This is a genomic window from Arenimonas maotaiensis (assembly GCF_014638745.1).
In the GTDB taxonomy this organism is placed as follows: Bacteria; Pseudomonadota; Gammaproteobacteria; order Xanthomonadales; family Xanthomonadaceae; genus Arenimonas; species Arenimonas maotaiensis.
In genome coordinates, this window is sequence record NZ_BMFO01000003.1 from 26,886 (window position 1) to 49,906 (window position 23,021).

Annotated in this window: 25 protein-coding genes and 1 tRNA gene; 13 read left to right on the forward strand and 13 right to left on the reverse strand. The window is 65.5% G+C overall.

The genetic code is table 11. The features are described from left to right. Positions 1–14: 14 nt before the first annotated feature. Positions 15–368, reverse strand: a complete 354-nt coding sequence (locus IEV56_RS07500; RefSeq protein WP_188449446.1) for a hypothetical protein — start codon at positions 366–368, stop codon at positions 15–17. Positions 369–562: 194 nt separating this feature from the next. Between IEV56_RS07500 and IEV56_RS07505 the strand changes: the two genes are divergently transcribed. The 3 genes from IEV56_RS07505 (at position 563) to phhA (ending at position 3,336) form a co-directional block, all read left to right on the forward strand. After that, the gene (locus IEV56_RS07505; RefSeq protein WP_188449448.1) at positions 563–1,546 is read left to right on the forward strand and encodes a TerC family protein; all 984 of its coding nucleotides are present in this window, start codon (positions 563–565) and stop codon (positions 1,544–1,546) included. 70 nt (positions 1,547–1,616) lie between these two features. Next, on the forward strand, positions 1,617–2,384 hold the full coding sequence (locus tag IEV56_RS07510; RefSeq protein WP_188449455.1) for a rhomboid family intramembrane serine protease: 768 nt from the start codon (positions 1,617–1,619) through the stop codon (positions 2,382–2,384). A 64-nt stretch (positions 2,385–2,448) separates the two neighbouring features. After that, the gene (gene phhA / locus IEV56_RS07515; protein ID WP_188449457.1) at positions 2,449–3,336 is read left to right on the forward strand and encodes a phenylalanine 4-monooxygenase; all 888 of its coding nucleotides are present in this window, start codon (positions 2,449–2,451) and stop codon (positions 3,334–3,336) included. A 24-nt stretch (positions 3,337–3,360) separates the two neighbouring features. On the opposite strand, the gene IEV56_RS07520 is transcribed toward phhA, so the two are convergent. After that, on the reverse strand, positions 3,361–4,932 hold the full coding sequence (locus tag IEV56_RS07520; RefSeq protein WP_188449459.1) for a GGDEF domain-containing protein: 1,572 nt from the start codon (positions 4,930–4,932) through the stop codon (positions 3,361–3,363). A gap of 127 nt (positions 4,933–5,059) precedes the next feature. Next, positions 5,060–6,295, reverse strand: coding sequence for an MgtC/SapB family protein (locus tag IEV56_RS07525; protein ID WP_188449461.1), 1,236 nt, complete (start codon positions 6,293–6,295; stop codon positions 5,060–5,062). A gap of 61 nt (positions 6,296–6,356) precedes the next feature. Between IEV56_RS07525 and IEV56_RS07530 the strand changes: the two genes are divergently transcribed. The 6 genes from IEV56_RS07530 (at position 6,357) to IEV56_RS07555 (ending at position 11,038) form a co-directional block, all read left to right on the forward strand. Continuing rightward, entirely contained in the window at positions 6,357–7,370 is a 1,014-nt protein-coding gene (locus IEV56_RS07530) for a class 1 fructose-bisphosphatase (protein WP_188449464.1), read from the forward strand. Continuing rightward, the gene (locus IEV56_RS07535) at positions 7,367–8,062 is read left to right on the forward strand and encodes a 2OG-Fe(II) oxygenase (protein ID WP_188449466.1); all 696 of its coding nucleotides are present in this window, start codon (positions 7,367–7,369) and stop codon (positions 8,060–8,062) included. Before IEV56_RS07530 ends, IEV56_RS07535 begins: the two co-directional genes overlap by 4 nt. Position 8,063: 1 nt before the next feature. Next, positions 8,064–9,497, forward strand: coding sequence for a cardiolipin synthase (gene cls, locus IEV56_RS07540; protein ID WP_188449468.1), 1,434 nt, complete (start codon positions 8,064–8,066; stop codon positions 9,495–9,497). Positions 9,498–9,523: 26 nt separating this feature from the next. Then, on the forward strand, positions 9,524–9,790 hold the full coding sequence (locus IEV56_RS07545; protein WP_188449470.1) for a hypothetical protein: 267 nt from the start codon (positions 9,524–9,526) through the stop codon (positions 9,788–9,790). Then, complete coding sequence (locus IEV56_RS07550; protein WP_188449472.1) at positions 9,787–10,539, forward strand: pyridoxine 5'-phosphate synthase; 753 nt, start codon at positions 9,787–9,789, stop codon at positions 10,537–10,539. The genes IEV56_RS07545 and IEV56_RS07550 overlap by 4 nt, the downstream gene beginning before the upstream one ends. Positions 10,540–10,603: 64 nt before the next feature. Next, positions 10,604–11,038: a hypothetical protein gene (locus tag IEV56_RS07555; RefSeq protein WP_188449474.1), complete on the forward strand. Its 435-nt coding sequence runs from the start codon at positions 10,604–10,606 to the stop codon at positions 11,036–11,038. Between the two features lie 12 nt (positions 11,039–11,050). Here IEV56_RS07555 and IEV56_RS07560 read toward each other — a convergent pair whose 3' ends face one another. The 3 genes from IEV56_RS07560 to IEV56_RS07570 all read right to left on the reverse strand — a co-directional run bounded on the left by IEV56_RS07560 (position 11,051) and on the right by IEV56_RS07570 (position 13,545). Then, positions 11,051–11,854, reverse strand: coding sequence for a D-hexose-6-phosphate mutarotase (locus tag IEV56_RS07560; RefSeq protein WP_188449476.1), 804 nt, complete (start codon positions 11,852–11,854; stop codon positions 11,051–11,053). Between the two features lie 9 nt (positions 11,855–11,863). Further along, a tRNA-Arg gene (locus IEV56_RS07565) sits at positions 11,864–11,940 on the reverse strand. Positions 11,941–11,973: 33 nt separating this feature from the next. After that, on the reverse strand, positions 11,974–13,545 hold the full coding sequence (locus tag IEV56_RS07570) for a histidine kinase (protein ID WP_188449478.1): 1,572 nt from the start codon (positions 13,543–13,545) through the stop codon (positions 11,974–11,976). Positions 13,546–13,656: 111 nt separating this feature from the next. Between IEV56_RS07570 and IEV56_RS07575 the strand changes: the two genes are divergently transcribed. Beyond that, a complete protein-coding gene (locus tag IEV56_RS07575) occupies positions 13,657–14,262 on the forward strand; it encodes a response regulator transcription factor (RefSeq protein ID WP_188449480.1) in 606 nt (201 codons plus the stop codon). A gap of 111 nt (positions 14,263–14,373) precedes the next feature. Further along, on the forward strand, positions 14,374–14,616 hold the full coding sequence (locus IEV56_RS07580; RefSeq protein ID WP_188449482.1) for a hypothetical protein: 243 nt from the start codon (positions 14,374–14,376) through the stop codon (positions 14,614–14,616). Here the strand turns inward: IEV56_RS07580 and IEV56_RS07585 are convergent. Together IEV56_RS07585 and IEV56_RS07590 are read right to left on the reverse strand one after the other, a co-directional pair. Next, the gene (locus IEV56_RS07585) at positions 14,613–15,830 is read right to left on the reverse strand and encodes an RCC1 domain-containing protein (RefSeq protein ID WP_188449485.1); all 1,218 of its coding nucleotides are present in this window, start codon (positions 15,828–15,830) and stop codon (positions 14,613–14,615) included. The genes IEV56_RS07580 and IEV56_RS07585 overlap by 4 nt on opposite strands. Next, on the reverse strand, positions 15,827–17,392 hold the full coding sequence (locus tag IEV56_RS07590) for a sensor histidine kinase (RefSeq protein ID WP_188449487.1): 1,566 nt from the start codon (positions 17,390–17,392) through the stop codon (positions 15,827–15,829). The genes IEV56_RS07585 and IEV56_RS07590 overlap by 4 nt, the downstream gene beginning before the upstream one ends. Before the next feature lie 103 nt (positions 17,393–17,495). Between IEV56_RS07590 and IEV56_RS07595 the strand changes: the two genes are divergently transcribed. Together IEV56_RS07595 and IEV56_RS07600 are read left to right on the forward strand one after the other, a co-directional pair. Next, positions 17,496–18,092: a response regulator transcription factor gene (locus IEV56_RS07595; RefSeq protein ID WP_188449489.1), complete on the forward strand. Its 597-nt coding sequence runs from the start codon at positions 17,496–17,498 to the stop codon at positions 18,090–18,092. A 207-nt stretch (positions 18,093–18,299) separates the two neighbouring features. Then, entirely contained in the window at positions 18,300–18,890 is a 591-nt protein-coding gene (locus IEV56_RS07600; RefSeq protein ID WP_188449491.1) for a hypothetical protein, read from the forward strand. A 13-nt stretch (positions 18,891–18,903) separates the two neighbouring features. On the opposite strand, the gene rpoH is transcribed toward IEV56_RS07600, so the two are convergent. The 5 genes from rpoH to IEV56_RS07620 all read right to left on the reverse strand — a co-directional run bounded on the left by rpoH (position 18,904) and on the right by IEV56_RS07620 (position 22,997). Next, positions 18,904–19,782 carry an RNA polymerase sigma factor RpoH gene (gene rpoH / locus IEV56_RS07605; protein ID WP_188449493.1) on the reverse strand — a complete coding sequence of 293 codons (879 nt, stop codon included), beginning with the start codon at positions 19,780–19,782 and terminating at the stop codon, positions 18,904–18,906. A gap of 108 nt (positions 19,783–19,890) precedes the next feature. After that, the gene (ung, locus tag IEV56_RS07610; protein ID WP_188449495.1) at positions 19,891–20,571 is read right to left on the reverse strand and encodes a uracil-DNA glycosylase; all 681 of its coding nucleotides are present in this window, start codon (positions 20,569–20,571) and stop codon (positions 19,891–19,893) included. Then, the gene (locus IEV56_RS10620) at positions 20,568–21,392 is read right to left on the reverse strand and encodes a response regulator (RefSeq protein WP_268235757.1); all 825 of its coding nucleotides are present in this window, start codon (positions 21,390–21,392) and stop codon (positions 20,568–20,570) included. The genes ung and IEV56_RS10620 overlap by 4 nt, the downstream gene beginning before the upstream one ends. Then, positions 21,389–22,315, reverse strand: coding sequence for a cell division protein FtsX (locus IEV56_RS10625; protein ID WP_229730217.1), 927 nt, complete (start codon positions 22,313–22,315; stop codon positions 21,389–21,391). Before IEV56_RS10625 ends, IEV56_RS10620 begins: the two co-directional genes overlap by 4 nt. Then, a complete protein-coding gene (locus tag IEV56_RS07620; protein WP_188449500.1) occupies positions 22,308–22,997 on the reverse strand; it encodes a cell division ATP-binding protein FtsE in 690 nt (229 codons plus the stop codon). The genes IEV56_RS10625 and IEV56_RS07620 overlap by 8 nt, the downstream gene beginning before the upstream one ends. Positions 22,998–23,021 lie beyond the last annotated feature (24 nt).

The window sequence follows — 23,021 nt, forward strand, 5'->3', positions numbered from 1 at the left end:
TCATAATTCTCCGGTTATCCCCCCCGGCTGCGCAGAACGGCATCGATTTCGTCCTGCAGCGTATCCAGCGCACAGAGTACCTCGGCGAAGCCCTCGCCGGCTAGTCCACCGGCGCGCAGATGCCGTTCCTGCTCGGCCATACGCGCAGCCGCTTCCGGGTCACACAGCAGTGCGGCGCAGCCGCGGATCGCATGCAGGGCCTCCCAATCCGGCGCAGGGCCGCGCAGGGCCGGCAACAGGCGCGCGAGCAGGCTGCGGGTCAGCGCCAGGCCTTCGGCCGTTTCCTCGCCATCGCCGAAGGCCTCGCGGGCGCGGGCCATGTCCAGCACCGCGCCGGGCGCGCGGTTTTCCATCGGATTTTCACGCATCGTCCACTCCCGCCGGATGACAAGCCGGCCGCACTGCCCTATCATAGCCGGCGAAGGGGAGTAGCTCCCGCTATCGCATCGTCAGCACGGGGTTGCAACGCCCCCGGTTCGATAGGCAGATTCCTGTCAGCAAGACCTTCGCCAAGCCCCGGTTTTCCGGGGCCCGTATGCATTTGGCAACCCAAGGAGCTGACATGTTAAGCATCGCCACCCCCACCATGTGGGCGGTCTTCATCGTATTCGTCATCATCGCCCTGGCCGTCGACTTGCTGGTGCTGAAAGCCAACGGCCCGCACAAGGTCTCCACCCGCGAAGCCCTGCTCTGGAGCCTGGCCTGGATCGCCTTGGCCGCCGCGTTCAACGCCGGCCTGTGGTGGTATCTCAAGGAATCCGGCAATCCGGACGCCAACCGCATCGGTCTGGAGTTCCTGACCGGCTATCTGGTCGAGAAGGCGCTGGCGGTCGACAACATCTTCGTGTTCCTGATGATCTTCAGCTACTTCGCGGTGCCGGCGCCCTCGCAGCAGCGCGTGCTGATCTACGGCGTGCTCGGCGCCATCGTGCTGCGCGCCGTGATGATCTTCGTCGGCGCGGCGCTGATCCAGAAATTCCACTGGATCCTGTACCTGTTCGGCCTGTTCCTGCTGGTTACCGGCGGCAAGATGCTGTGGGCCGCCGGCCAGGAGCCGGACCTGGAGAAGAACCCGGTGCTGCGCTGGATCACCAACCACCTGCCGCTGACCCGCCAATACGCCGGCGAGGCCTTCACCCTGCGCGAAGACGGCATCAGGAAGTACACGCCGCTGTTCGTGGTGATGGTGATGGTGGCGTTCACCGACGTCATCTTCGCGGTCGACTCGATCCCGGCCATCTTCGCCATCACCACCGACCCGTTCATCGTGTTGACCTCGAACGTGTTCGCGGTGCTGGGCCTGCGCGCGCTGTACTTCCTGCTGGCCGGCATGGCCGAGAAGTTCCACCTGCTGGCCTACGGCCTGGCGCTGGTGCTGATGTTCATCGGCGTGAAGATGCTGATCGTGGACTTCTACAAGATTCCGGTCGGCGTCTCGCTCGGCGTGGTGGCGGCCCTGATCGCCTCGGCCATGGCGTTCAGCCTGGTGTTCAAGCCCAAGCCCAGAAAAGCGGCGGTCGGCGAAGAGTACCTGCTCAAGGACTAAGCCCGGCCCTTGGCGGGCCGGATCGCCGGCCCGCCTTGCGCTTTGTCCATCGGCCCCCATCTTGGAAATCATGGACGCCGAAACCCTGTACGCCAGCCAGCAAGCCGCCTATATGGGCCGGCTACGCGCCAACTTCAGCCGGGCGCTGACCGTGACCCTGGCCTGGGTGGCGCTGCTTGGCGCGGTGTTCTTCGCCCAAGACCGCCTGTTCGACACCCAAGCCCTGGCCATCGCGCCCCAGCGCGCGGACGGCCTGCTCGGCGTATTGACCGCGCCGCTGCTGCATGGCGACTTCGGCCACCTGAGCGCGAACGCGTTCGCCATTCTGGTGCTCGGCAGCATCGCCGGCAGCCTGTATCCCCGCGCCAGCCTGCGCGCCTGGCCGGTGGTATGGCTCGGTTCGGGCCTCGGCACCTGGTTCATCAGTATGGGCGGCCACCACATCGGCGCCAGCGGCATCACCGTCGGCCTGATGTTCTTCCTGATCGCCCAAGGCCTGCGCCGGCGCGACCGCAGCGCGCTGACCGGCCTGCTGTTGGCGATGTTCTTCTTCGGCGGCATGGTGTTCTCGGTGCTGCCGCAGCAACAGGGCGTGTCCTGGGAATACCACCTGTCGGGCGCGGTGTTCGGCCTGATCACCGGCTTGGCCTTCGCCGGGCTGGACGAACGCGCGCCGAAACGCCTGTACAGCTGGGATCTGGAGCCGGAGCAAGACACGCCGGCGATGGAGGCCGAACTCGACCTGCCCGCACCGCGCGACGTGCCGGTGCTCTGGCACCGTCCGCCGCCGCCCGAAGGCGGTAAGATCCTGCCGTTCCGGCGTCCGCCACCGTCTTGATCCGGATCACGCCGACGGCCGGCCGGCGCGGTAAAATGCCGGAACCGCACCGCCAGGCACCGCCATGACCACTCCCCAGCGCGTTGAACATCTGCAGACCGACAAAGGCTCGGTTCCGGTCTACACCACCGCCGTGGTCGAACAGCCGTGGCAAAACTATTCGGAGACCGACCACGCCGTCTGGCGCACGCTGTTCCGCCGCCAGCAGGCGCAGCTGGGCGAACAGGCCTGCCGCGAATTCCTGGACGCCACCGCGGCGATGGGCATGTCGGACGCCGCCATCCCGAAGTTCAGCGAACTCAACACCGTGCTGCAGGCCGCCACCGGCTGGACCCTGGTCGGCGTCGAAGGCCTGCTGCCGGAACTGGATTTCTTCGAACATCTGGCCAACCGCCGCTTCCCGGTGACCTGGTGGATCCGCCGACCGGAGCAGCTCGACTACCTGTCCGAGCCGGACCTGTTCCACGACTTGTATGGCCACGTGCCGCTGCTGATGAATCCGGTGTTCGCCGACTACATGCAGGCCTACGGCCGCGGCGGCCTGCGCGCGCACGCCATCGGCCCGGAGGCGCTGGCGCAACTGACCCGGCTGTACTGGTACACGGTCGAGTTCGGCCTGATCGACACCGCCGAGGGCCTGCGCATCTACGGCGCCGGCATCCTGAGCTCGAAGGGCGAGTGCGACTACAGCCTGAACTCGCCGGCGCCCAACCGCATCGGCTTCGACCTGAAGCGGGTGATGAACACCCGCTACCGCATCGACACCTACCAGAAGACCTACTTCGTGATCGACGGCTTCCGACAGCTGTTCGACGCCACCTTCGCCGATTTCGGCCCGATCTACGCCGACATCGCCGGCCGCGACGCGGTGCCGGCCGGCGCGGTGCTGGCGACCGACCAGGTGTTCCACCGCGGCAGCGGCGAGGGCTGGCTGGCCGACGGCGACATCTGAGGCAGCTCAGGCTCAGGCTCAGGCTCAGGCGCAGACGCGGTCGCGGCCCTCGTCCTTGGCCTGATACAGCTTCTGGTCGGCGCGCTTGAACAGCGCGTCCAGGTCGGCGTCGCCGGCGTGCCATTGCACTACGCCGATCGACACCGTGAGGCCGAGCTCGCCGCCGTTTGCGAGCGGCAACGACAGGCCGGCGACCGTGCGGCGGATGCGCTCGGCCACCATCGCGGCGTCGGCGATGCCGGTATGCGGCAACAGCGCGGCGAACTCCTCGCCGCCGGTGCGCGCGAACAGGTCGTGCGGACGAAGCTGCTGCAGGCAGGTCCGGGTCAGCAGCTTCAGGGCCTCGTCACCGATGTCGTGGCCGTACTCGTCGTTGATGCGCTTGAAGTGGTCGATGTCGAGCATCAGCAGCGACAGCGGATCCTCGATCCGGCGGGCGCGCGACAGCTCGCGTTCGCCGAACAGGTAGAAGTGGCGGCGGTTGAAGGCGCCGGTCAGTACGTCGGTATGCGCCTGATGCTCCATTTCACGCACATGACGCACGCGCTCGGCACGGGCCGCGGCCTTTTGCACCTGCAGTTGAGCCAGAATCCAGCTGAGCACCGCCAGCAGCAATACGATCAACGCCAACCCGATCTGACCGCCCGGTTGCGCCAACACGGTGTAACGGCGCCAGCTGATTTCCGGCATGTAAACGGCCATGATGCCGTGCCAGTGGAATTGGCTGCTGTGCGTACCGTCTTTGAGTTGGGTTTTATCGTATTCCATGGCGGCATGGAAGGGATCGAACTGACGGAACAGGTAAAGACCGTCATGGGTACGGATTTCGCCGCGTGGCTGCGTCCGCATCGTGTGCCATATATCCGGCTGCTGTACCGCCAGGCTACGCTCGGGATGCCCCAACATCCAACCCCATTCGTTATCGGGCTCGACGTCCGAGACCCAATAGCCGCCAAAATTGAGCAGCATGCCGCGCACCGGCTTGTACAGGCCCATCGAAGTCTTGAATTCGGCGAGGAATTCGCTAGGATCATGGTTCATCACCAAGATGCCGCGCGGAATACCGGCGTTATCGGTCACCTTGATCGCCAGCCGCTGGGTCGGCCGATGCGGCTGTTCAAGGCGCCCGTTTTCGATATTGAGGTCCAGCGGTGCGGCATAGACCTCGCCCGGCGACAAGCGTAGGGCTTCTTTGAAGTAGTAGCGGTCGTTTTTGTTCTGCAGTTCGGCGGCCGGCACCGATTGGGTACGGCCACCCCGGTGATTGATTCGAATCAGCTCGTTACCCTCCAAATCGAGGATGCGAATCTGATCGTAGTGCTGGTAGGTCTTGGCGGCCTTAAGCAAAAAGGCCTCGACCTCGGCGCGGTCGGCGGCGCTACCGGTCGTCATGTACTGCCGGATGCTCGGCACCAGCACCTGCATGCGGATATCGCTGTACAGCTCGCGGTAACGCTGTTGGATCAGGCGCTCGTTGACATCGGAGAAACCCTGCAGGCGCTCGACCAGGATGCGTTCGCGCGACTCCACGTTCTTTCGGTACGCCGGCCAGGCCAGCGCCAAAAAGACGGCCAAGCTGGCCAGAAAGTACAGCATGAACCGATACATCACCACGGAGACATCCGGTTTGCCTGAAGGCTTGTCGACCATTCCCGCCCCCTCAGCGCTTGGATGCCACAAGTAGCTGCATTGTAAGTCGCGGCTAGGCGCTTTGGAATAGGAATCAGCCCGAAAGCCAGGCGGTCAGCGCCACCACGGCCAGCATCACCGCCATCGCGCCGCCGAAGCGCAGGCCGAAGTCGCGGCCGCCGGAGGCCCAGGCGATGCCGGTCTTGACCGAAGCACTGACCGCCATCACGCCGAGGAAAGCCCAGTGTCCGCGCGTTCCGTCCAGATCACCGGATTGCACCAGCTGGGCGATGCCGACCAAAGACGCCTGCAGTTCGGCGCTGGCCGCGAACAGGGTCATCGCCACCGCCCACTCCGGGCCGAGCGCGCGGCTGAGCACCGCGCTCAGCAGCAGAATCAGGGCGATGGCGGCGACCAGCGCCAAGGCATGGCGGATGCGGAACATGCGGCGTTGCGCCACCGGCGACTCCGGAACCTGTGCCGGCGCGCCGCGCAGGCCGAACGCGCTCAGCAGCAACAGGGCGGAAAACGCGGCCGCCAGCTCGAAACGGATGGCCTGCAGGTATTCCGGCGCCATGGCCAACAACACCGGCACGAACAAGCTGACCGACGCGGCATTGGCCAGCAGCGCCGCGGCCAGCGCCGGCGAAGTCAGGCCCGGTGCGGTGCGCGCCAGCTGCGCCGAGCTCAACGTGGCGGCGGTGGACGACACATAGCCCGAGAAGAAGCCGGCCAGCGGCAGACCCCAGCGGTTGCCGACCAGGCGCAGCGCGATGTGGGCGATGGCGCCGACCAGCATCACCAGCACCACCAGGCGCCAGAGCTTGGCCGGATTGAGCACGCCGTACGGATCGACGGCCGCATCCGGCAGCAGCGGCAGCACGATCAGGGCGCTGGCCAGCAGCACGATGCCGTCGTGCACCTCGCGCTCGCTGAGCACCTCTTTGGTGAAACGATGCAGCGGCGTCTTGGCGTACAGCAGGCCCGCGCACAACGCGCCCAGGCCGGCCGCCAACGCCGCATCGGTGACCGCCAGCGAACCCAGCAGCGCGCTCAGCATCAGCGCGATCTCGCCGGTCAGGCCGGGGTCGTGCTGCGAGGAGCGCCAATACGCCACCGCGACCAGCGCCACCAGCATCGCCAACAGCATCAGGAACGCGCCCATGCCCAGGCTGGTGGCCAATACCGCGGCCATCGCGGTCAGGGCGTGCGTGCGCACCCCGGCGAAGGTCTCGGCATGCGCGCGCTCGCGCACGGTGCCGATCATCAGGCCGACGCCGAGCGCGGTCATCAGCGCCGGCAACAGGGGATAATCGGAAAAAGCGTCCATCAGGCCTCCGCCCGCGATCCATCAGGCATTACAATACGGCAAATCCCCGGAGATTTCGCGCATGAAACCGACCGCCCTCTCGCGCCATCTGATCGAGGCGCAGCATCAAGGCCATATCAACGCCGACCTGCGTCTGCTGCTGGAAGTGGTGGCGCGCGCCTGCAAGAGCATCGCCACCGCGGTCGGCAAGGGCGCGCTCGGCGGCGTGCTGGGCGACGCCGGCACCGGCAACGTGCAGGGCGAGGCGCAGAAGAAACTGGACGTGCTCAGCAACGAGATCCTGCTCGAGGCCAACGAATGGGGCGGCCACCTGGCCGGCCTGGCCTCGGAGGAGATGGACCACGCGCACGCCATTCCGAACAACTACCCGCGCGGCAACTATCTGCTGCTGTTCGATCCGCTGGACGGCAGCTCCAACATCGACGTCAACGTCTCGGTCGGCACCATCTTCTCGGTGCTGCGCTGCCCGGACGGCGTGACCGAGCCGCGCGACGAACACTTCCTGCAGCCGGGCACCGAACAGGTCGCCGCCGGCTATTGCGTGTACGGTCCGAGCACCATGCTGGTGCTGAGTTTCGGCCGCGGCACGCATGCCTTCACCCTGGACCGCGAACAGGGCAGCTTCATCCTGACCCGCGCCGACATCCGCATTCCCGAAGAGACCCAGGAATTCGCCATCAACATGTCGAACCAACGGCACTGGGAAGCGCCGATGCAGGCCTACATCGACGAGCTGCTGGCCGGCAAAACCGGCCCGCGCGGCAAGGACTTCAACATGCGCTGGGTCGCCAGCATGGTGGCCGACGTGCACCGCATCCTGACCCGCGGCGGTGTGTTCATGTATCCGGTGGACGCCAAATGCCGCGACAAGGGCGGCCGCCTGCGCCTGATGTACGAGGCCAATCCGATGGCCTTCATCGTCGAGCAGGCCGGCGGCGCCTGCAGCACCGGCCGCGGCCGCATGCTGGAGGTCACGCCCGAAGCGCTCCACCAGCGCGTGCCGGTGTTCCTCGGCTCGAAGAACGAGGTGGCGCAGGCCGAACGCCACCATCGCGAGCACGACGCCCGGGCATGACCGCCGGCGATTTCATCGGCGTGTATCCCGGCCTGCTGGCGCCGGAACGCTGCCGTGAGATCACCGAGCGCTTCGATGCCAGCGGCCTGGCCACGGCCGGCCGCGTCGGCGGTGGCGTGCTGCCGGAACTCAAGCACAGCCGCGACATCCAGCTCAACCAGCACGCGGACTGGCTGGCGGTCGAGAAGGAACTGAACACCGCCATGTTCCGCGCCCTGTTGGCTTATGCGCGCGAATATCCGTACGCGCTGATCGCGCCGCTGCTGCTGCAGCGGCAGTTGCCGGACGGCACGGTCACCCGCTACGGCCACGACGATATCCGCGCGCTCGACGACCGCGCGCTGGCCGAGCTGCTGCGCGCGGTGTTCCGACCCGGTCCGGTCAACCTGCAACGCTACGAAGCGGATGAAGGCGGCTATCCGTACTGGCACAGCGAGCATTACCCGCGCGACGAGGACAGCCTGCACCGCGTGCTGCTGTGGACGGTGTACCTGAACGACGGCTTCGGCGCCGGCGAAACCGAATTCGTGCACCAGAACCGGAAAATCGCGCCGCGCGCCGGCAGTTTCCTGATCGCGCCGGCCGGTTTCACCCACACCCATCGCGGCAATCGGCCGACCGGCGGCGCCAAATACATCGGCACCAGCTGGATCCTGTTCCAGCGCGCGGAAACCCTGTACGGCCGACGCTGACATGGACGCCCTGGCCGCCGGCTGGCAGCATCTGCAGGCGATCTGGCCGAACCTCTCGTTCGTGCTCGGCACGCTGTGGCTGGCGTACATCGCCCTGCTCGGCGGCTGGATCCTGCTGCAGAAACGCGAACCGATCGCGACCCTGAGCTGGCTGCTGTCGCTGGCGCTGCTGCCGGTGGTCGGCTTTCTGATCTACCACTTCCTGGGCCCGACCCGCATCCGCCGCCAGACCCTGAAACGCAGCCGCGCCAAGGCCGGCCTGTCGCCACCGGGGCAAAACGCGGCGGCGGCCGGGGCCAGCGCGCTGATGCGGCTGAACGCGGCCAGCTCGGGCTTCGCGCCGGCCAGCGCCGAGCGCGTCGATTGGCTGGTCGACGGCGCGGCCACCTATGCCGCGCTGGAAGCCGCAATCGACGGCGCGGCGCACCACATCCACCTCGAGTACTACATCTTCGAGCCGGACCGCACGGGCATGCGCATCCGCGACGCGCTGACGCGCGCCGCCGCGCGTGGCGTGGCCGTGCGCCTGCTGCTTGACCGGCTCGGCTCGAAACGGATCGACGACGCGTTTCTGACTCCGCTCAGGGCAGCCGGGGCGCAGGTGCTGTTCTTCCATCCGTTCCGCTTCAAGCACATCTGGCGGCCGCAGATCAACATCCGCTCGCACCGCAAGATCGTGGTGGTCGACGGCACCGCCGGCTTCACCGGCGGCATCAACATCACCGACGAGGAGAACGAGGCGCTGCGCGCCGACGCCTACGTCGACCTGCACCTGCGCATCGAAGGCGATGCCGTGCGCTGGCTGCAGCTGGCCTTCGTCTCGGATTGGCTGTATGCCGGCGGCAGTGTGCCGGCCGACCCGGCGCACTTCCCGTCGCCGCCGGAAGCGGCCGGTCCGATTCCGGCGCAGGTGCTGGCGGCCGGCCCCGACACGCCCTGGGAGCCGATCCACCGCGCGCAGGTGGCGGCCATCAACGGCGCCGAAAGACGCGTGCTGCTGGTGACCCCGTATTTCGTGCCGAGCGAAGCGGCGCTGATGGCGCTGACCTCGGCCGCGCTGCGCGGCGTGGATACCGCGCTGGTGGTGCCGCGCCGCAGCGACAACGCGGTGGTCACCTTGGCCGCGCGCTCCTACTTCGACGCCCTGACCGACGCCGGCGTGCGCGTGTATGAATACCCGCGCATGTTGCATACCAAGGCGCTGCTGGTCGATGACGGCACGGTGATCGTCGGCAGTTCGAATTTCGACCACCGCAGCTTCCGGCTGAACTTCGAGCTGTCGCTGTTGCTCGAGCATGCCGGCAGCGCCGATGCGCTGGCGCGCGTGCTGTACGGCTACCTCAACGCCTCCGCGCGCTTCGACCCGAAGGCGCCGGTGCCGCTGGCCAAGCGTCTGGCGCAGGCGCTCGCGCGGCTGTTTTCGCCCTTGCTATAATCGCCGCAACCGCTCCGGAGTCCGCCATGTACCTGCTCTATTTCGCGCTCAGCCTCGGCTGTCTGGTCGCCGCCTTCATCGCCGAAGTGGGCGTCGGCGGCGTCGGTTTCCTGCTGCTGATGACCGCGCTGTTCGGCCTGATGGGCGCATGGAACCTGATCCGCACCAAGGTCGAAGGCCAACGCCGGCCGGAACGCCACATCATCAGCGCCGAGGAGCTGCGCCAGCTGCGCGAGCAGGCCGAACAGGCCAAGGCGCGCAAAGCCGCGGAAAAAGACGGCGGCGAAGCATGACCGCGCTCAGCGTCAACGTCAACAAGATCGCGGTGCTGCGCAACTCGCGCGGCGGCGACGAGCCTTCGGTGCTGCGCGCGGCGGCCTGCGCCATCGATGCCGGCGCGCATGGCATCACCGTGCATCCGCGCCCTGACCAGCGCCATATCCGCCCCGACGACGTCGATGCGCTGGCGGATCTGTGCCGGCAACGCGACGTCGAATACAACATCGAAGGCAATCCGTTCGCGCCCGCGCGCGGCGAGTATCCCGGCTTGATGGAACTGATCCGGCGCACGCGCCCAGCGCAGGCCACCCTGGTTCCCGATGGCGACGGGCAGATCACCTCCGACCACGGTTTCGACCTGGCCGCCGATGCCGGACGGCTGGCGCCTTATGTCGCGCAATTGAAGCAGTGGGGCGTGCGCGTCTCGGTATTCATGGATGCCGGCACCACGGATCTCGCCGCGGCCAAGGCGCTCGGCATCGACCGCATCGAGCTGTACACCGGCCCGTACGCCGAGGCCTTCGCGGCCGGCGATGCGGCCGAGGCCTTGGCGCATTGCCGGCATACCGCGCAACAGGCGCAGGCGCTGGGCATCGGCGTCAATGCCGGACACGACCTCAGCCAAGCCAATCTCGCTACCTTCCTGGCCGGCGTGCCGGACGTGCTGGAAGTCTCCATCGGCCATGCGCTGATCGGCGAAGCCCTGTACGACGGGCTCGACGCCACCATGCGGAATTATCTGGCCATCTGCCGCGGCGCCTGAGCCGCGTTGCCGCGCACCCCCGCGCGCCCTATTCTCGGGCCATCGAAATCCGGGAGTTGCCGCGATGACGCTCATGACCGCCCTGCTGCTCACCGTATCCGCCGGCAGCGCCGCGCCGCCGATTCCGGCGGCGGTCGAGGAAAAAATCCGGTGGCTGCGGCAATGCGAGCGGGCGATATCGGCCAACCGCGATGACCGCAAGGCCTTGGCCGAACTGTTGCCCAAAGACAGCCTCAACGCCGCCAAAAACCGCGAGGCCTTGGCCGCACGCGAGGATTTTCTGGCCCGCCATGCGGCCTGGCGCGAGCTGTTGCAGCTGCGTTACGGCACCGGACGCGTGCTGGAATGGTTGCCGGAGACGCCGGCCGCATCGCCGCAGGCCGGCAACAAACGATACGATGAAGCGGCATTGAACGCCCGCATCGTCGGCAGCGAGCGGCTCAGCAACAACTGCATCTTCGACATACCGGCGTTCGACGCGGCGTTCAAGGCGCCCTGACCGGCGCGGAATTCAGACCGGTGACAGGCGTTGCCAGCCCTGCCAATGACCGCCGGCCGGCACCGCGACCGGCACGACGGCCGACGCCGCCTCGACGCACAACATCCGCCGCCAATCGTCCGCCGGCATATCGGTGAACGCGGCGGCCAATTGCGGGCCCGGACACCAGACCACGGTATCGGCGAACCCGCCCTGCGCGATGTCCAACGCGGTTCCGTCGCCGTAATCCAGGCGCAAGGGCGATGGTGCGCCGGCGAATACCCGGTCGACTTCATCGGTCACGCGCAGCGCGCCGTCCAGCCGCTTGAACGCGCTGCCGTCGGCGGCGTCTTCGTATTCGCGGCCCTGCAGGCCATGCACGGCGCAGGCGGTCACCTCCGGCACACGCAGATAGGTATGCAAGGCACCGGTGAAGGCAAACGGCGCTTCGCCGCGGTTGCCGACATCCAAGGCGATCGACAGGCCGCCGGCATCCAGCACCACGGTCTGCACCAGCTCGAACGCATGCGGCCAGAGCGCGCGGGTGGTGTCGTCATCGCCGATGGCGAGGATCAATGCCGATTCGGTACGCGCCCGCAACCGCCAAGGCAAAGTACGCACCAGGCCATGCTTGGGCAAGCTACCGCGGCCGGAGAACTGCGGAAAGCAGACCGGTACGCCGCCGCGCAGGGCGCGGCCAGGCTGTAGAATCGGGTTCGGCGGGGTATACAGGCGCTCGCGGCCATCGGCTGTGCGCCAGGACAGCACCTGTCCGCCGTATTCGGACACGGAAACGGTGCCGAAGGCGTTATGCAGAGTGTGGGTATCGGGTGTCATGGCGGAGATTGGCGCGCCCGGAGGGATTCGAACCCCCGACCAATGGCTTCGGAAGCCACTACTCTATCCGGCTGAGCTACGGGCGCAACAGGCTCCATTTTAGCAGATTGGCCGGGGGATTACTGCCGCAACAGGGCATGCACGCGCAGGCCGCCGCAGTTGGCGATGCGGACCGCGCCGCCCAAGGCCAGAACCCGATCGCGGATGGAGTGGAAGCCGGCGCGGATCGCGGTTTCGTACACGCCGATGCCGTCGTCGCGGATATCCAGCACCAGCACGATGCCGCGGCGGTTTACGCCCCGCCGGCCGACACGCAGGCGCACGCCGACCCGCCGGCAACGGGCGTATTTGACCGCGTTGTTGACCGATTCCTGCACGATACGGTAGGCCGCCAGCGCCGTGGCCGGCTGCAATTCGTTCAGCAGCATGCCGTTGCCCTGCAGCTCGACCTGGTAGCGGATGCCGGCCAATTCGCACAACTGCGACGGCGAGCCGTAGACCAGCGATTCGTACAGGCCGATCTGGTTCAACTCGTTCGGACTCAGCGCGTTCACCACCGAACCCAAGGACTGGCGCATGCGCGCGCCCAGGCGTTCGAGCGCGGCGATGTCGGGGTTGACCGCGGACTCCGCCAGCCGCAGCTGCATCGCGGTCAGCAGCTGGCCGAGCTCGTCGTGCAGCTCGTGCGCGATGCGCTTGCGTTCCAGCTCCTCCAGCTCGATGTTGCGCCGGCTCGATTCGGCCAGGGCCGACAGGGCTTCCTGCAGCGTGTTCTTGTCGGCCTGCAGCGCCGCTTCATTGCTCCGCAGTTCGTCGATGCTGGCGCCGAACAGCAGCGCCATCGCGGCCATAACCGCCATCACCAGCTGCAGCACCACCGGATCATCGGCGCTGCCGTGCAGATGGTCGTCGATGCCGATCAGCGTGCTGACCAGGAGCATCGACAACGCCGTGCCGCGCCAGCCGTGGCGGAAGGAAAACACCACCACCAGCACCAGCAGGCATCGGCGCAGATAGCGATCGACGCCCTGCCCGGCGAAGAGCGCCATCGGCACCGACAGCAGCAACGCGATCGGCAGCAGCCAGACCAAACCGGCACGCAGGATTTTCGCCGTACCGGGCCGGTTCATCAAGCCGGTCAACCACAACATGCCGGGCATGATCAGGATGATGCCGAGGAAGGCGCCCATGAAATGGTTGATGCCGTAATGCGCCAGCGCCGGCAGCGTAGGCGCTTGGGTTTGGACGGCGGCGGCGTGACGGACGTCATCGCCGGACGGATGCCGGACGCCAAGCAGATCCGTCAGCATGACCAAGAGGGCGGTCAAGACGGCGGCCAGCAGCAGGTCGAGGATCCGCACCGGCTTCACCATGGCGTCAAGGCCCATGCGGCGGGCGAGGAGCGCGCCGAGGAGCGCCGGCAAGGGCTCCAGGACCGCGCTTGGCAGATGCGGCCCGATACCGCCGGCGGCGCCGGCGTCATCGAGCAGGCATGCCGCGGCGACGGCGGCGCAAAACCATGGCCAGTCACGGCCCGGCCTGGACCAGAACACCGCGAACAGCACGCCGACGCCGACGTACCAATGGCGGAAGCCGATCTGCAGGCAGAGCCAATAACCCGCCATCAACAGCAGGCAGGCCATGGCGGTTTGCAACGGACGGGAGCTCGCCGCGGGCGCGGTGGCAGACATCGGATTCACGCCGGGAAAACGAAGGGATGCCACGCAGTCTAGCCTGAAAGCGCACGGCCGTGACCGGAATTTTCCGCGCGGCGCGCGGCAAGCCGCGCTACCATAGGCGGCATGATCCGCATCGTGCTCCTGGATGACCACGCCATCGTCCGCGAAGGCATCAAACGCCTGCTCGAGAACGAGCCGGACATGACCGTGTGCGCCGAATGCGGAACGGTCAACCAGGCCCTGAGCCACCTGCAGCGCTTCGGCCCGGACGTGCTGGTGGTCGACATCAGCCTGGCCGAGGGCAACAGCTTTTCACTGGTCGAAAACCTGGCCAAGGCCGGCATCGGGGTCAAGGTGCTGATGCTCAGCATGCACGACAGTCCGGCCTTCGTCGGCAAATCGCTGTCGCTCGGCGCCGCCGGTTATGTGACCAAGGCCGCCGCCGCCAAGGAACTGGTCTCGGCCCTGCGCCGCATCATGGCCGGCGACACCTACGTGTCGAGCGACATCCGTCGGCCGGCGCCTTCGGTCGCGCCGAAACTGACCCAGCGCGAGTCCGATACGCTCAAGCTCCTGCTGCAGGGGCTGTCGGCCAAGACCATCGCCGCGCGCCTGGGCATCAACGACAAGACCATGTACGGCCATCGCGCCAACATCATGCTGAAGCTGCAGGCGCGCGATCTGACCGACCTGCAGGAAAAGGCGGTGCGCCTGGGTCTGCTGGATTGAGTGCCATCCGCAGACCCTAAGAAAAGTTCCTATATCCGCAGACGCAGCGCATCTCTAGAATTCCGGATAGTCCATCCTCCGGAAACAGTCATAGCACCCCGCGCCAGCCTTGTGGTTTCGATCATCGACCATCCGCAGCTGGCCGAGCGGCCGGAAATGGTCAAATCGGCGTTGGCGGTGCTGTTCGGACCGGAACGGGCCGCCGCCTTCATCGACCGCTTGGGTGAAAAGGAGCCGGCCGAGGTCACATCGGGACGGCTGCGCAGCGACACCGCCATCCTGGCGCGCACCCTGCGTGCGCAGGGCTTCCGTGTCGAGGTATCGGAGCGCGGCGCGGTGGCGGGCCCGGGCTAGTCGATCCGGGCGACGGGAACCGGAACCCAAGGCCGGTCCGGATTTTTTTCGCCGATCAGCTTGGCTTTGTTGCTGCCCCAACAGTAGATTTTCAGGCTGCGGCCGAGCGCACAGGTGCTCCACTCGTTGGGCGCGATTTCCAGCGCCGGCTCCGGAAGGGTCACCGGCCGCGGACGGGTGACCGCCGGATAGCGGCGGGTGTCCTGCCCCGCGCCGCCGAATTCGTTGTAACCCCAGCAAGACACCCGGCCGCCGGAATCCAAGGCGCAGGTATGGCTGGCGATGGCCAGCTGCACGATATCGGCCAACCCCGGCACGCGCGCCGGCCGGAGGCGGCGGTCGTCCTCGTACGGGTGTTCCGGGCCGTTGCCCAATTGGCCTTGGCCGTTCCAGCCCCAGCAATACACCCGCCGGCTCGCGCCGATGGCGCAGGTATGCATGTAGCCAGCGGCCACGCGGGTGATTTTTTCCGGAAGATGGCGGACTTTCACCGGCGCCATCCGGTCGATGGTCGAGCCGTCGCCCAACGCGCCGTTGGCATTGAAGCCCCAGCAATACACGGCGCCGGAAACGCCGACGGCGCAGCCATGATGGACGCGGAACGACAAGTGGCTGGCGGGTTCCGGCAGCGGCATGCGTTGCGGCGTGCGCAGCACCTTGAACTCGCGCGAGCGCAGCCGGCTGTTGCTGCGGCCGACGGTTCCCCAGCAATACACCGCGCCGTCGCGGATCAGGGCGCAGCTGCCGTCGTAACCGGAAGCGATGCGTACCGCCCTGCCGATGCCCGGCACCGGCTGCGGCCTGACGATGGTGTTGGTATAGGAGCCGCCGTCGCCCATCTGCCCCATGCTGGCATCGCCCCAACACCAGATACGGGCATCGTCGGCGACACCGCAGGTATGGCCGTTGCCGCCGGAAAGCATCCGGAAGGCGCGTGACAGACGTACCCGCTGCGCCGGCGGAATGGCCAGGATCGGGTCGGCGATGATCTGGTCCCAGGTATTGTTGCCCCAGCAGACCATGGCGCCGCCGCGGCTGCGGTAGCACAGATGGTTGGTACCGGGGTTGAGGTACCGGGTGGCCGGTTCGAGCATGGCATGCGACGTGGCGGCGGACGCGGGTCGGCCGCCATCCGGCCGGTGAAGCCAAGCCGACAGGAATACCCCCAGAAAAACGGCCAATGCCGCCAGAATCAGGATGGCCGCGCGTTTCATCGGGCGGGCATCCGGAAATGGAAGGCCATCTTCTTGAATTCCGGACACAGGCAATGATGGAAGCGGCCGCCCAGATCGGCGCCGGTCGCCATCAGGTTCTTCAGGCCCATCGAATCGACGCGGCGGAAATCGTAGTAATTCGCGGTGTCGCTGTCGCTGATGGAAATCACCACATAGCTGCCACCACTGTTTTGCCGGGCCAACAGCTGGATGCGGCAACGCCCGGCGCGGCTATGGCGCAGCAGATTGGTCACCGATTCCTGACAGAAGCGGTAGATGAAGCGCCAGTGCACGGCGTCCAACTCGTGCCAGGCCGGCGAATGCGGGCTGACCAGAAGCCGGTAGTCGATGCCCGACGCCTTCAGCAGCATCGCGATGCGGCCGACGGCCAGCTCGGCGTGGATGGCGCCGAAATCGATGTGCTCGTCGGCCAGCTTGTTCAGTACCGCGCGCATGCGTTTTTCCGCGTACTCCAGCATTTCGGAAGCCTTGCCGGCCGCCTCCAGCGCGCCGGGATCCTGCGTCCGACCCTGAAGCACGCGCATGTACAGGTTGGCGGCGACCAGGCCCTGGCCGACGTCGTCGTGCAGGCTGCGGATGATGCCGTTCACGTATTCGGCGTTGCGCGCCTCCAGCGACAGCTCCAGCTCCTGCAGGTTGCGGATCAGGTTGCCTTCGCGCTGGGCCGACTGCAGCAGGCTGCGTTCCGAGGCGCGCATGCGCTCGGCGTAGATGGCCGTGAACAGGCAGCTGACGGTGAACAGCAGCAGGTACATGGCATTGGCATGCCAGGTGTTGAGCGACCAGCCGTTGTGGGCCGCGGAAAACAGCACGATGCACATGAAACTGACCGCGATGGCCGGCATCCGGCCGTAACGGAACGAGAAATACACCGAACCGAGCAGGAACAGGACCAGGAACAGGAAGACCACCGACAGGTTTCCGGACAGGTCGAACAGCCGGTACATCAGCGCCAGAACCGCGAGCGGCAACAGCGCCATGACGAGGGTGGCGGCCGCGCGCCCGGGAATGACGCGCGGCCGCGCCCTCGCGAATACCGCATAGATGCCGAACAGCAGGGCCGTGGTGACATAGACGTTGAGCCGCGCGAAAGCGGCGCTGACCAGATAGGATGGTTCGCCGCCGGCCGACAGGTATTCGGCGAGCACGACGGCGGCGCCGGTACCGGCCGACAGGGCGGCCAGCACCGTGCCCAGCGCGAGCGGTGCGCGTTCGATCCGGCTGCCGATACGGTCGATGTACGCGCGCAACAGCCAGGCGCAGGAATAGGTTGCCGCAACGCCCGCGCCATGCACGAACAGCGTCTCCGGATTGAAGGCGCCGACATAGGGAAACAGGCGCTCGTACGGATTCAGCGCGACCAGCGCCAGCTCCAGCAACGCGACGACCGGGTAATACGCCGGCCGCAGGTTGAATACCGCATAGACACGCAGGCCGAACAGCACGCTGACATAGACGCCCTCGATGTTCAGCGCCATGAACAACGGCAAGCTGGCGAGGGCCAGGGCCGGCCAAAGCCAGATCGGATGGGAGGCCGTCACGGCCCGGATTTTTTCCATATCAATACATTCCAGCATCTGCATGGAATCGGCTATAAGAATTTTTCTAATACCAAAACTCGCAGGTCTACCGCATCATGGCGCGATGAGCCTCATTACGCTACTGGAAGACCACTCGATTGTCCGCGATGGATTGCGATACCTGTTGGAACAGGAAGGCCATCGGATCGAAGCGGAGTTCGGCGACCCGGACGATCTGTTCCGGCGTATAGGCGAACTCCGGTCAGACATCCTGATCACCGACCTGGATTTCGCCAACTACAAATTCACCGCGATACTGGAACATCCGGCCCGCATCACCGAACGCTTCCGGACCATCGTGCTGTCGATGCACACCGGGCCGAACGTGGTGCGCCAGGCCATCCGCCAGGGCATCGCGGCCTACGTCAGCAAGGGCCGCGGCGCGCAGGAGCTGCTGTCGGCCGTGCAGGCGGTGGAGCGCGGCCAGCCCTATTTCTGCGACGAGGCGCGCAAGGCGGCCGACAGCCACAGCCCGCACATCACCCCGCGCGAGCGCGAGGTGCTGGAACTGCTGGTCGCCGGACTAAGTCCGAAGGATGTCGCCAAAAAACTCGGCATCTCCGACAAGACGGTGTACGTGCACCGCATCAAACTGCTGCAGAAGTTCAAAGCGCGCTCGGTGTTCGAGCTGCAAAGCCGGGCCCGCGAACTGGGCATATGAAAAAGCCCCGCTTGACGGGGCTTTTTGATGAATCAGGCCGCCAACAGCGCCTTCATTTCCTTCAACCAATTGGCCTCGAACTGGTGGATACGCTCGGCCGACCATGGGTTACTTTTTGTTACTTAATTTAAACCGAACCTAGAAAAAATCCAATATTAATCGATTAATAAAGCGAACAAAATTCGATTTATTTTCGATTAAATTTAAATGATAAAGATATGTATTTTTGCAGAAAAATTTAAATGTGAAATAAAATCTATACTTTCAAATAATCGTGAAATCACGATAATTCATGAGGATCAAAGCCCTTGCTTTTCATCGCTTTCGCTTTCACATTCCTCCGATTATATTTTATTATTCGAAGCATATTCGGATTCTTTCCTTGAAAAGGATTTTCAAGTTTTGAAAGAGACTTTGAGCAGCAACATCAATCTTAAGGCTGTCATTATCTATGACCAGATTAATAATCTGTTTATTAAAAAATTGCTTGATGCTGGAGTTTTTGGATTTGTTGAATATAGTCAAATCAATAACAAATTGATCTCTGCGTTACATCGTGTCTTTTGCGGATACTATTATCTTAACAATGACTTGAAATCAGCTGTTTTCAAAAAAAGACGAGCACTTAATTATGTAGAATCGCAAGTTTTAAAATTGCTTTTAGATGGTGAAAATGCCCAGCAAATTTCCCATAAAATCAATATCGAAATTAAAGACACTTACATTATTCGTGCGCGCTTAATGGAAATATTTGAGTCAAATAATTTAAATGAACTGAAAAATAAAGTAACTAATTAATCAAACTGCTGTATCAAGCAGCAAAGAGCGCCTTCATCTTCTTCAACGCGTTGGCCTCGAGCTGGCGGATGCGCTCGGCGGAGACGCCGTATTCCTCGGCCAACTCGTGCAGCGTGGCCTTGTTTTCGGCCAGGAAACGCTTCTGCAGGATCTCGCGCGAACGCGGATCGAGGCCGGCCAGACCGTCGCGCAACAGCTCCAGCTGGCTGTCTTCGTGGCTCTCGCGCTCGTAGGCGGCGGCCGGATCGGCATTGACCGCGACCAGATAGGCCGACGGCGACGGCGGCGCATGGTCGTCGTCGTCGTCATCCGGCGCGTCGAAGGCGACATCGCGGCCGGACAGGCGCGATTCCATCTCCAGCACCTCGCGTTCGGACACATTCAGGTCCTTGGCCACGGCCGAGACTTCGGCGGCGTTCAGCCAGCCCAGGCGCTTCTTCGATTTGCGCAGGTTGAAGAACAGCTTGCGCTGGGCCTTGGTGGTGGCCACCTTCACGATGCGCCAGTTGCGCAGGATGAATTCGTGCATCTCGGCGCGCACCCAGTGCACGGCGAAGCTGACCAGGCGCACGCCCTGGTCGGGGTCGAAGCGCTTGACCGCCTTCATCAGGCCGATGTTGCCTTCCTGGATCAGATCGCCCATGCCCAGGCCGTAACCTTGGTAGCCGCGGGCCACGTGCACCACGAAGCGCAGGTGCGCCATCACCAGATGGCGGGCGGCGTCGAGGTCGTCGTTGTCGCGGTAGGCGCGCGCCAGCTTCTGCTCGTCCTCGACCGACAGCACCGGCACGCGGCTGACCGCGTTGATGTAGGCGTCCAAGGAACCGAGGGCGCTGGGAATCGGCAGATTGTGGCTGATCAGGGCTTGGCTGGTCATGGCGTTCTCGTTCATGGGTTTAGTCTAGCACTCTAGCGATTAGAGTGCTAATCGGCCCGGAAAGTTCCCCGAGATCGGCTTTGATGACCTGGAACAAGAAATATTCAATTATAAATCAATGAATTATGGAATACGCCAATCTATCGCCGGCTGGCCGCGGCCCTGCAAGTAGCGGTTGGCGGCGGAAAAATGGCCACAGCCCAGAAAGCCCCGGTGCGCCGACAGCGGCGAGGGATGCGGCGCGCGCAGGATGCAGTGGCGGTTGCGATCGATTTTGACGCCCTTGGCCTGGGCGTAGGCGCCCCAGAGCATGAACACCAGTCCTTCACGGCGGTCCGACAGCGCCCGGATGGCGGCGTCGGTGAATTCTTCCCAGCCCTTGCCTTGATGCGAGCCGGCTTTGCCGGCTTCCACGGTCAACACGGCATTGAGCAGCAGTACGCCGCGGTCGGCCCAAGGCGTGAGGTTGCCGGTGGCCGGCATCGGCAAGCCCAGATCGCGCGCCTGTTCCTTGAAGATGTTCTGCAGCGAGGGCGGCGGCGGCACGCCGTCCGGCACCGAGAAACTCAGGCCATGTGCCTGGCCCGGGCCGTGGTACGGATCCTGGCCGAGGATGACCACCCGCACCGCCTCGAACGGGGTGTGGTTGAAGGCGTTGAAGATGAGCGGACCGGGCGGATAGACCGCTTTGCCCTTGGCCTTCTCGGCGCGCAGGAACGCGGCCAAGGCCTGCATTGGCTCGGACGCCAAGAGGCCGCCGAGATGCGGCTGCCAGGAGTCGGACAAGCGACCGTCGACGCTCATGCGCCGCGCTGGCGGTTCCGGCGGCCCATGCGCAGCTGGAACAGCAGTTTGGTGATCAGCAGGCGCTCTTCGATCGGTTTCTGCACCAGGTCGTTGGCGCCGAGCTGGATCAGCTGGCTCTGGTTGGCCGGGTCGGCGTCGCCGGTCATCACCACGATCGGCAGGCGGTTCTTGCCCAGGCCACGCTCCTCGCGCACGATGCGCAACAGGTCCATGCCGGTCAGATCGCCTTTCAGGTAGACGTCGCTCAGGATGATGTCGGGCAGGCCGTCGCCGTGATCGAGCAGGGCGACCGCATCCTCGACGCAGACCGCATGTCGCACGCCGAGGCCGTGCTTCTTCATCATGCGCGACGTGGCGGCGGCGACGACCTTGCTGTCCTCGACGTACAGCACCTCGCCGCTGACTTCCTCATCGGGCGCCAGATAGCCTTTGACGAACGCGGCCAGCGCGTCCATGCCCCAGGTCTTGTCGAAATAGTCGGTGACGTGCGGGCTCAGGCTGCGCTGTTCCAGACGCGACTGCACATCGCCCGACACCGCGATGACCGGGAAATACGATTGCGTGCTCTGCTCGCGCGCGAAACGCGCCAATTCGTCGCCGTCCATGTCCGGCAGCACCAGGGCGGTGACCAGCAAATGCACCGGCTGCGAAACCAGCACCGTCTTGGCCTGTTCGCCGCTCTCGCATTCGGTGACCACGGCGTCCGGCAAGGTCTTGGCCATCAGGCCGAGCAGCACCTTGCGTACCAGCTTGGAGCCGTCCACCACCACCAGGTGGGGATGTTGCAGGTCGAGCGGCAGGAACGCCAGCGCGCTCACAGATCCACCGGGCGGGTCAGGCGCAGATAGTGGCCGACCGCCAGATACGCGCCAAGCACGCCGAGTCCGACGGCGCCGGCGACCACCGCGGCCGGCGACCAGAGCGGTACCGGCGCGAAGCGGAAGCCGCTGCCGTAACTGCCGATCAGCGCGAGCAGGCTGGGCTGGATATAGGCCGCGGCGGCGATCAGGATGGCCAAGGCCAACACGCCGGCCGACAGGCCCAACAGGCCGCCGGCGTACAGGAACGGACGGCGGATGTAGCCGTCGCTGGCTCCGAGCTGCTGCAGCACGGCGATTTCGGTTTCGCGCGTGGCGATGTCGAGGCGGATGTTGTTGGCCACGGCCAGCACCGCGCCGAGCGCGAACACCGCGCCGAGCAGGATCAACAAGCGCGAACCGAAACCGAGCCATGCCTGCAGGCGGCGTTGCCAGACGCCGTCATGCTGCACGAACTCGACATCCGGCAGCTGCTGCAGGCGCGCCACCAGCGCGCGCTCGTCGCCGTCGGCCGGCTCCACCACCAGCACCGGCGGCAACGGATTTTCGCCCAAAATCGACACCGCGTTGGCCAGTTCGCTGCTGGCGCGGAATTCCTTCAGGCCCTGCTCCGGGGTCTTGACCCGCACGGCGGCGACCGCGGCATCGGTGCGCAGGCCGTCGGCCAGGCGCTCGGCCTGCGCCACGGCGGCGTCCGGCAACAGGAACACATGGATGGCGCGCGAGGCCTGCACCCGCGACGCGAGTTGTTCCATCTGCAGCAAGGACCACGCCAGCGCCAGCGGCAACGCCAAGGCGATGGCCATCACCCCGAGCGACAGGCCGCTGGAGAACGGCCGGCGGGCCAGCCGGCCGAAGCTGGCGGCGAACGCGGCGGCGTGCTGCGCGCGCCAGGCGGCGAAGCGGGAGTAGGACTCACTCATCGGCCAACTCCTCGGGCGAGATGTCGTCCATCAGCCGGCCTTTGTCGATGACCAGCACGCGCTTCTTCATGCGCTTCACCAAGGCCAGGTCGTGGCTGGCGATGACCACCGCCGTGCCCTGCCGGCACAGGCCGACCAGCTGGTTCATGATGTCGGCCGCCAAGGACGGATCGAGATTGCCGGTCGGTTCGTCGGCCAGCAACAGGGCCGGCTGCAGGGCCATGGCGCGGGCGATGCCGACGCGCTGTTGCTCGCCGGTGGAAATGTCGGTGGAACGGTGGCCGGCGCGTTCGGCCAAGCCGAGGCTGTCGAGCGCATGCCGGACCCGACGTTGGATTTCGGCCGGCGCCAAGCCGGCGATCAGCAGCGGCAGGGCGACGTTGTCGGCCACGGTGCGGTCAAGCAGCAGGCAGTGGTCCTGATGCACCACGCCGAGCCGGCGGCGGTGCAGCGCGACCTGCTTGCCGCGCACGCGTTCGAGGTTCTTGCCGTCGAACCAGACCGAACCGGCGCTGGGCCGCTCGGACAGGTGCGCCAGCTTCAGCAGCGTGCTCTTGCCGGCGCCGGAGTGGCCGGTGATGAACACCATCTCGCCGGCCTGCACGGAAAAACTCAGATCGTCCAGGGCCCGGTGGCCGCCCGGATAGGTTTTGCCGACGCCGTCGAAGCGCAGAAGAGTCATCACGCCTTCCCTGAAAGAACTCCC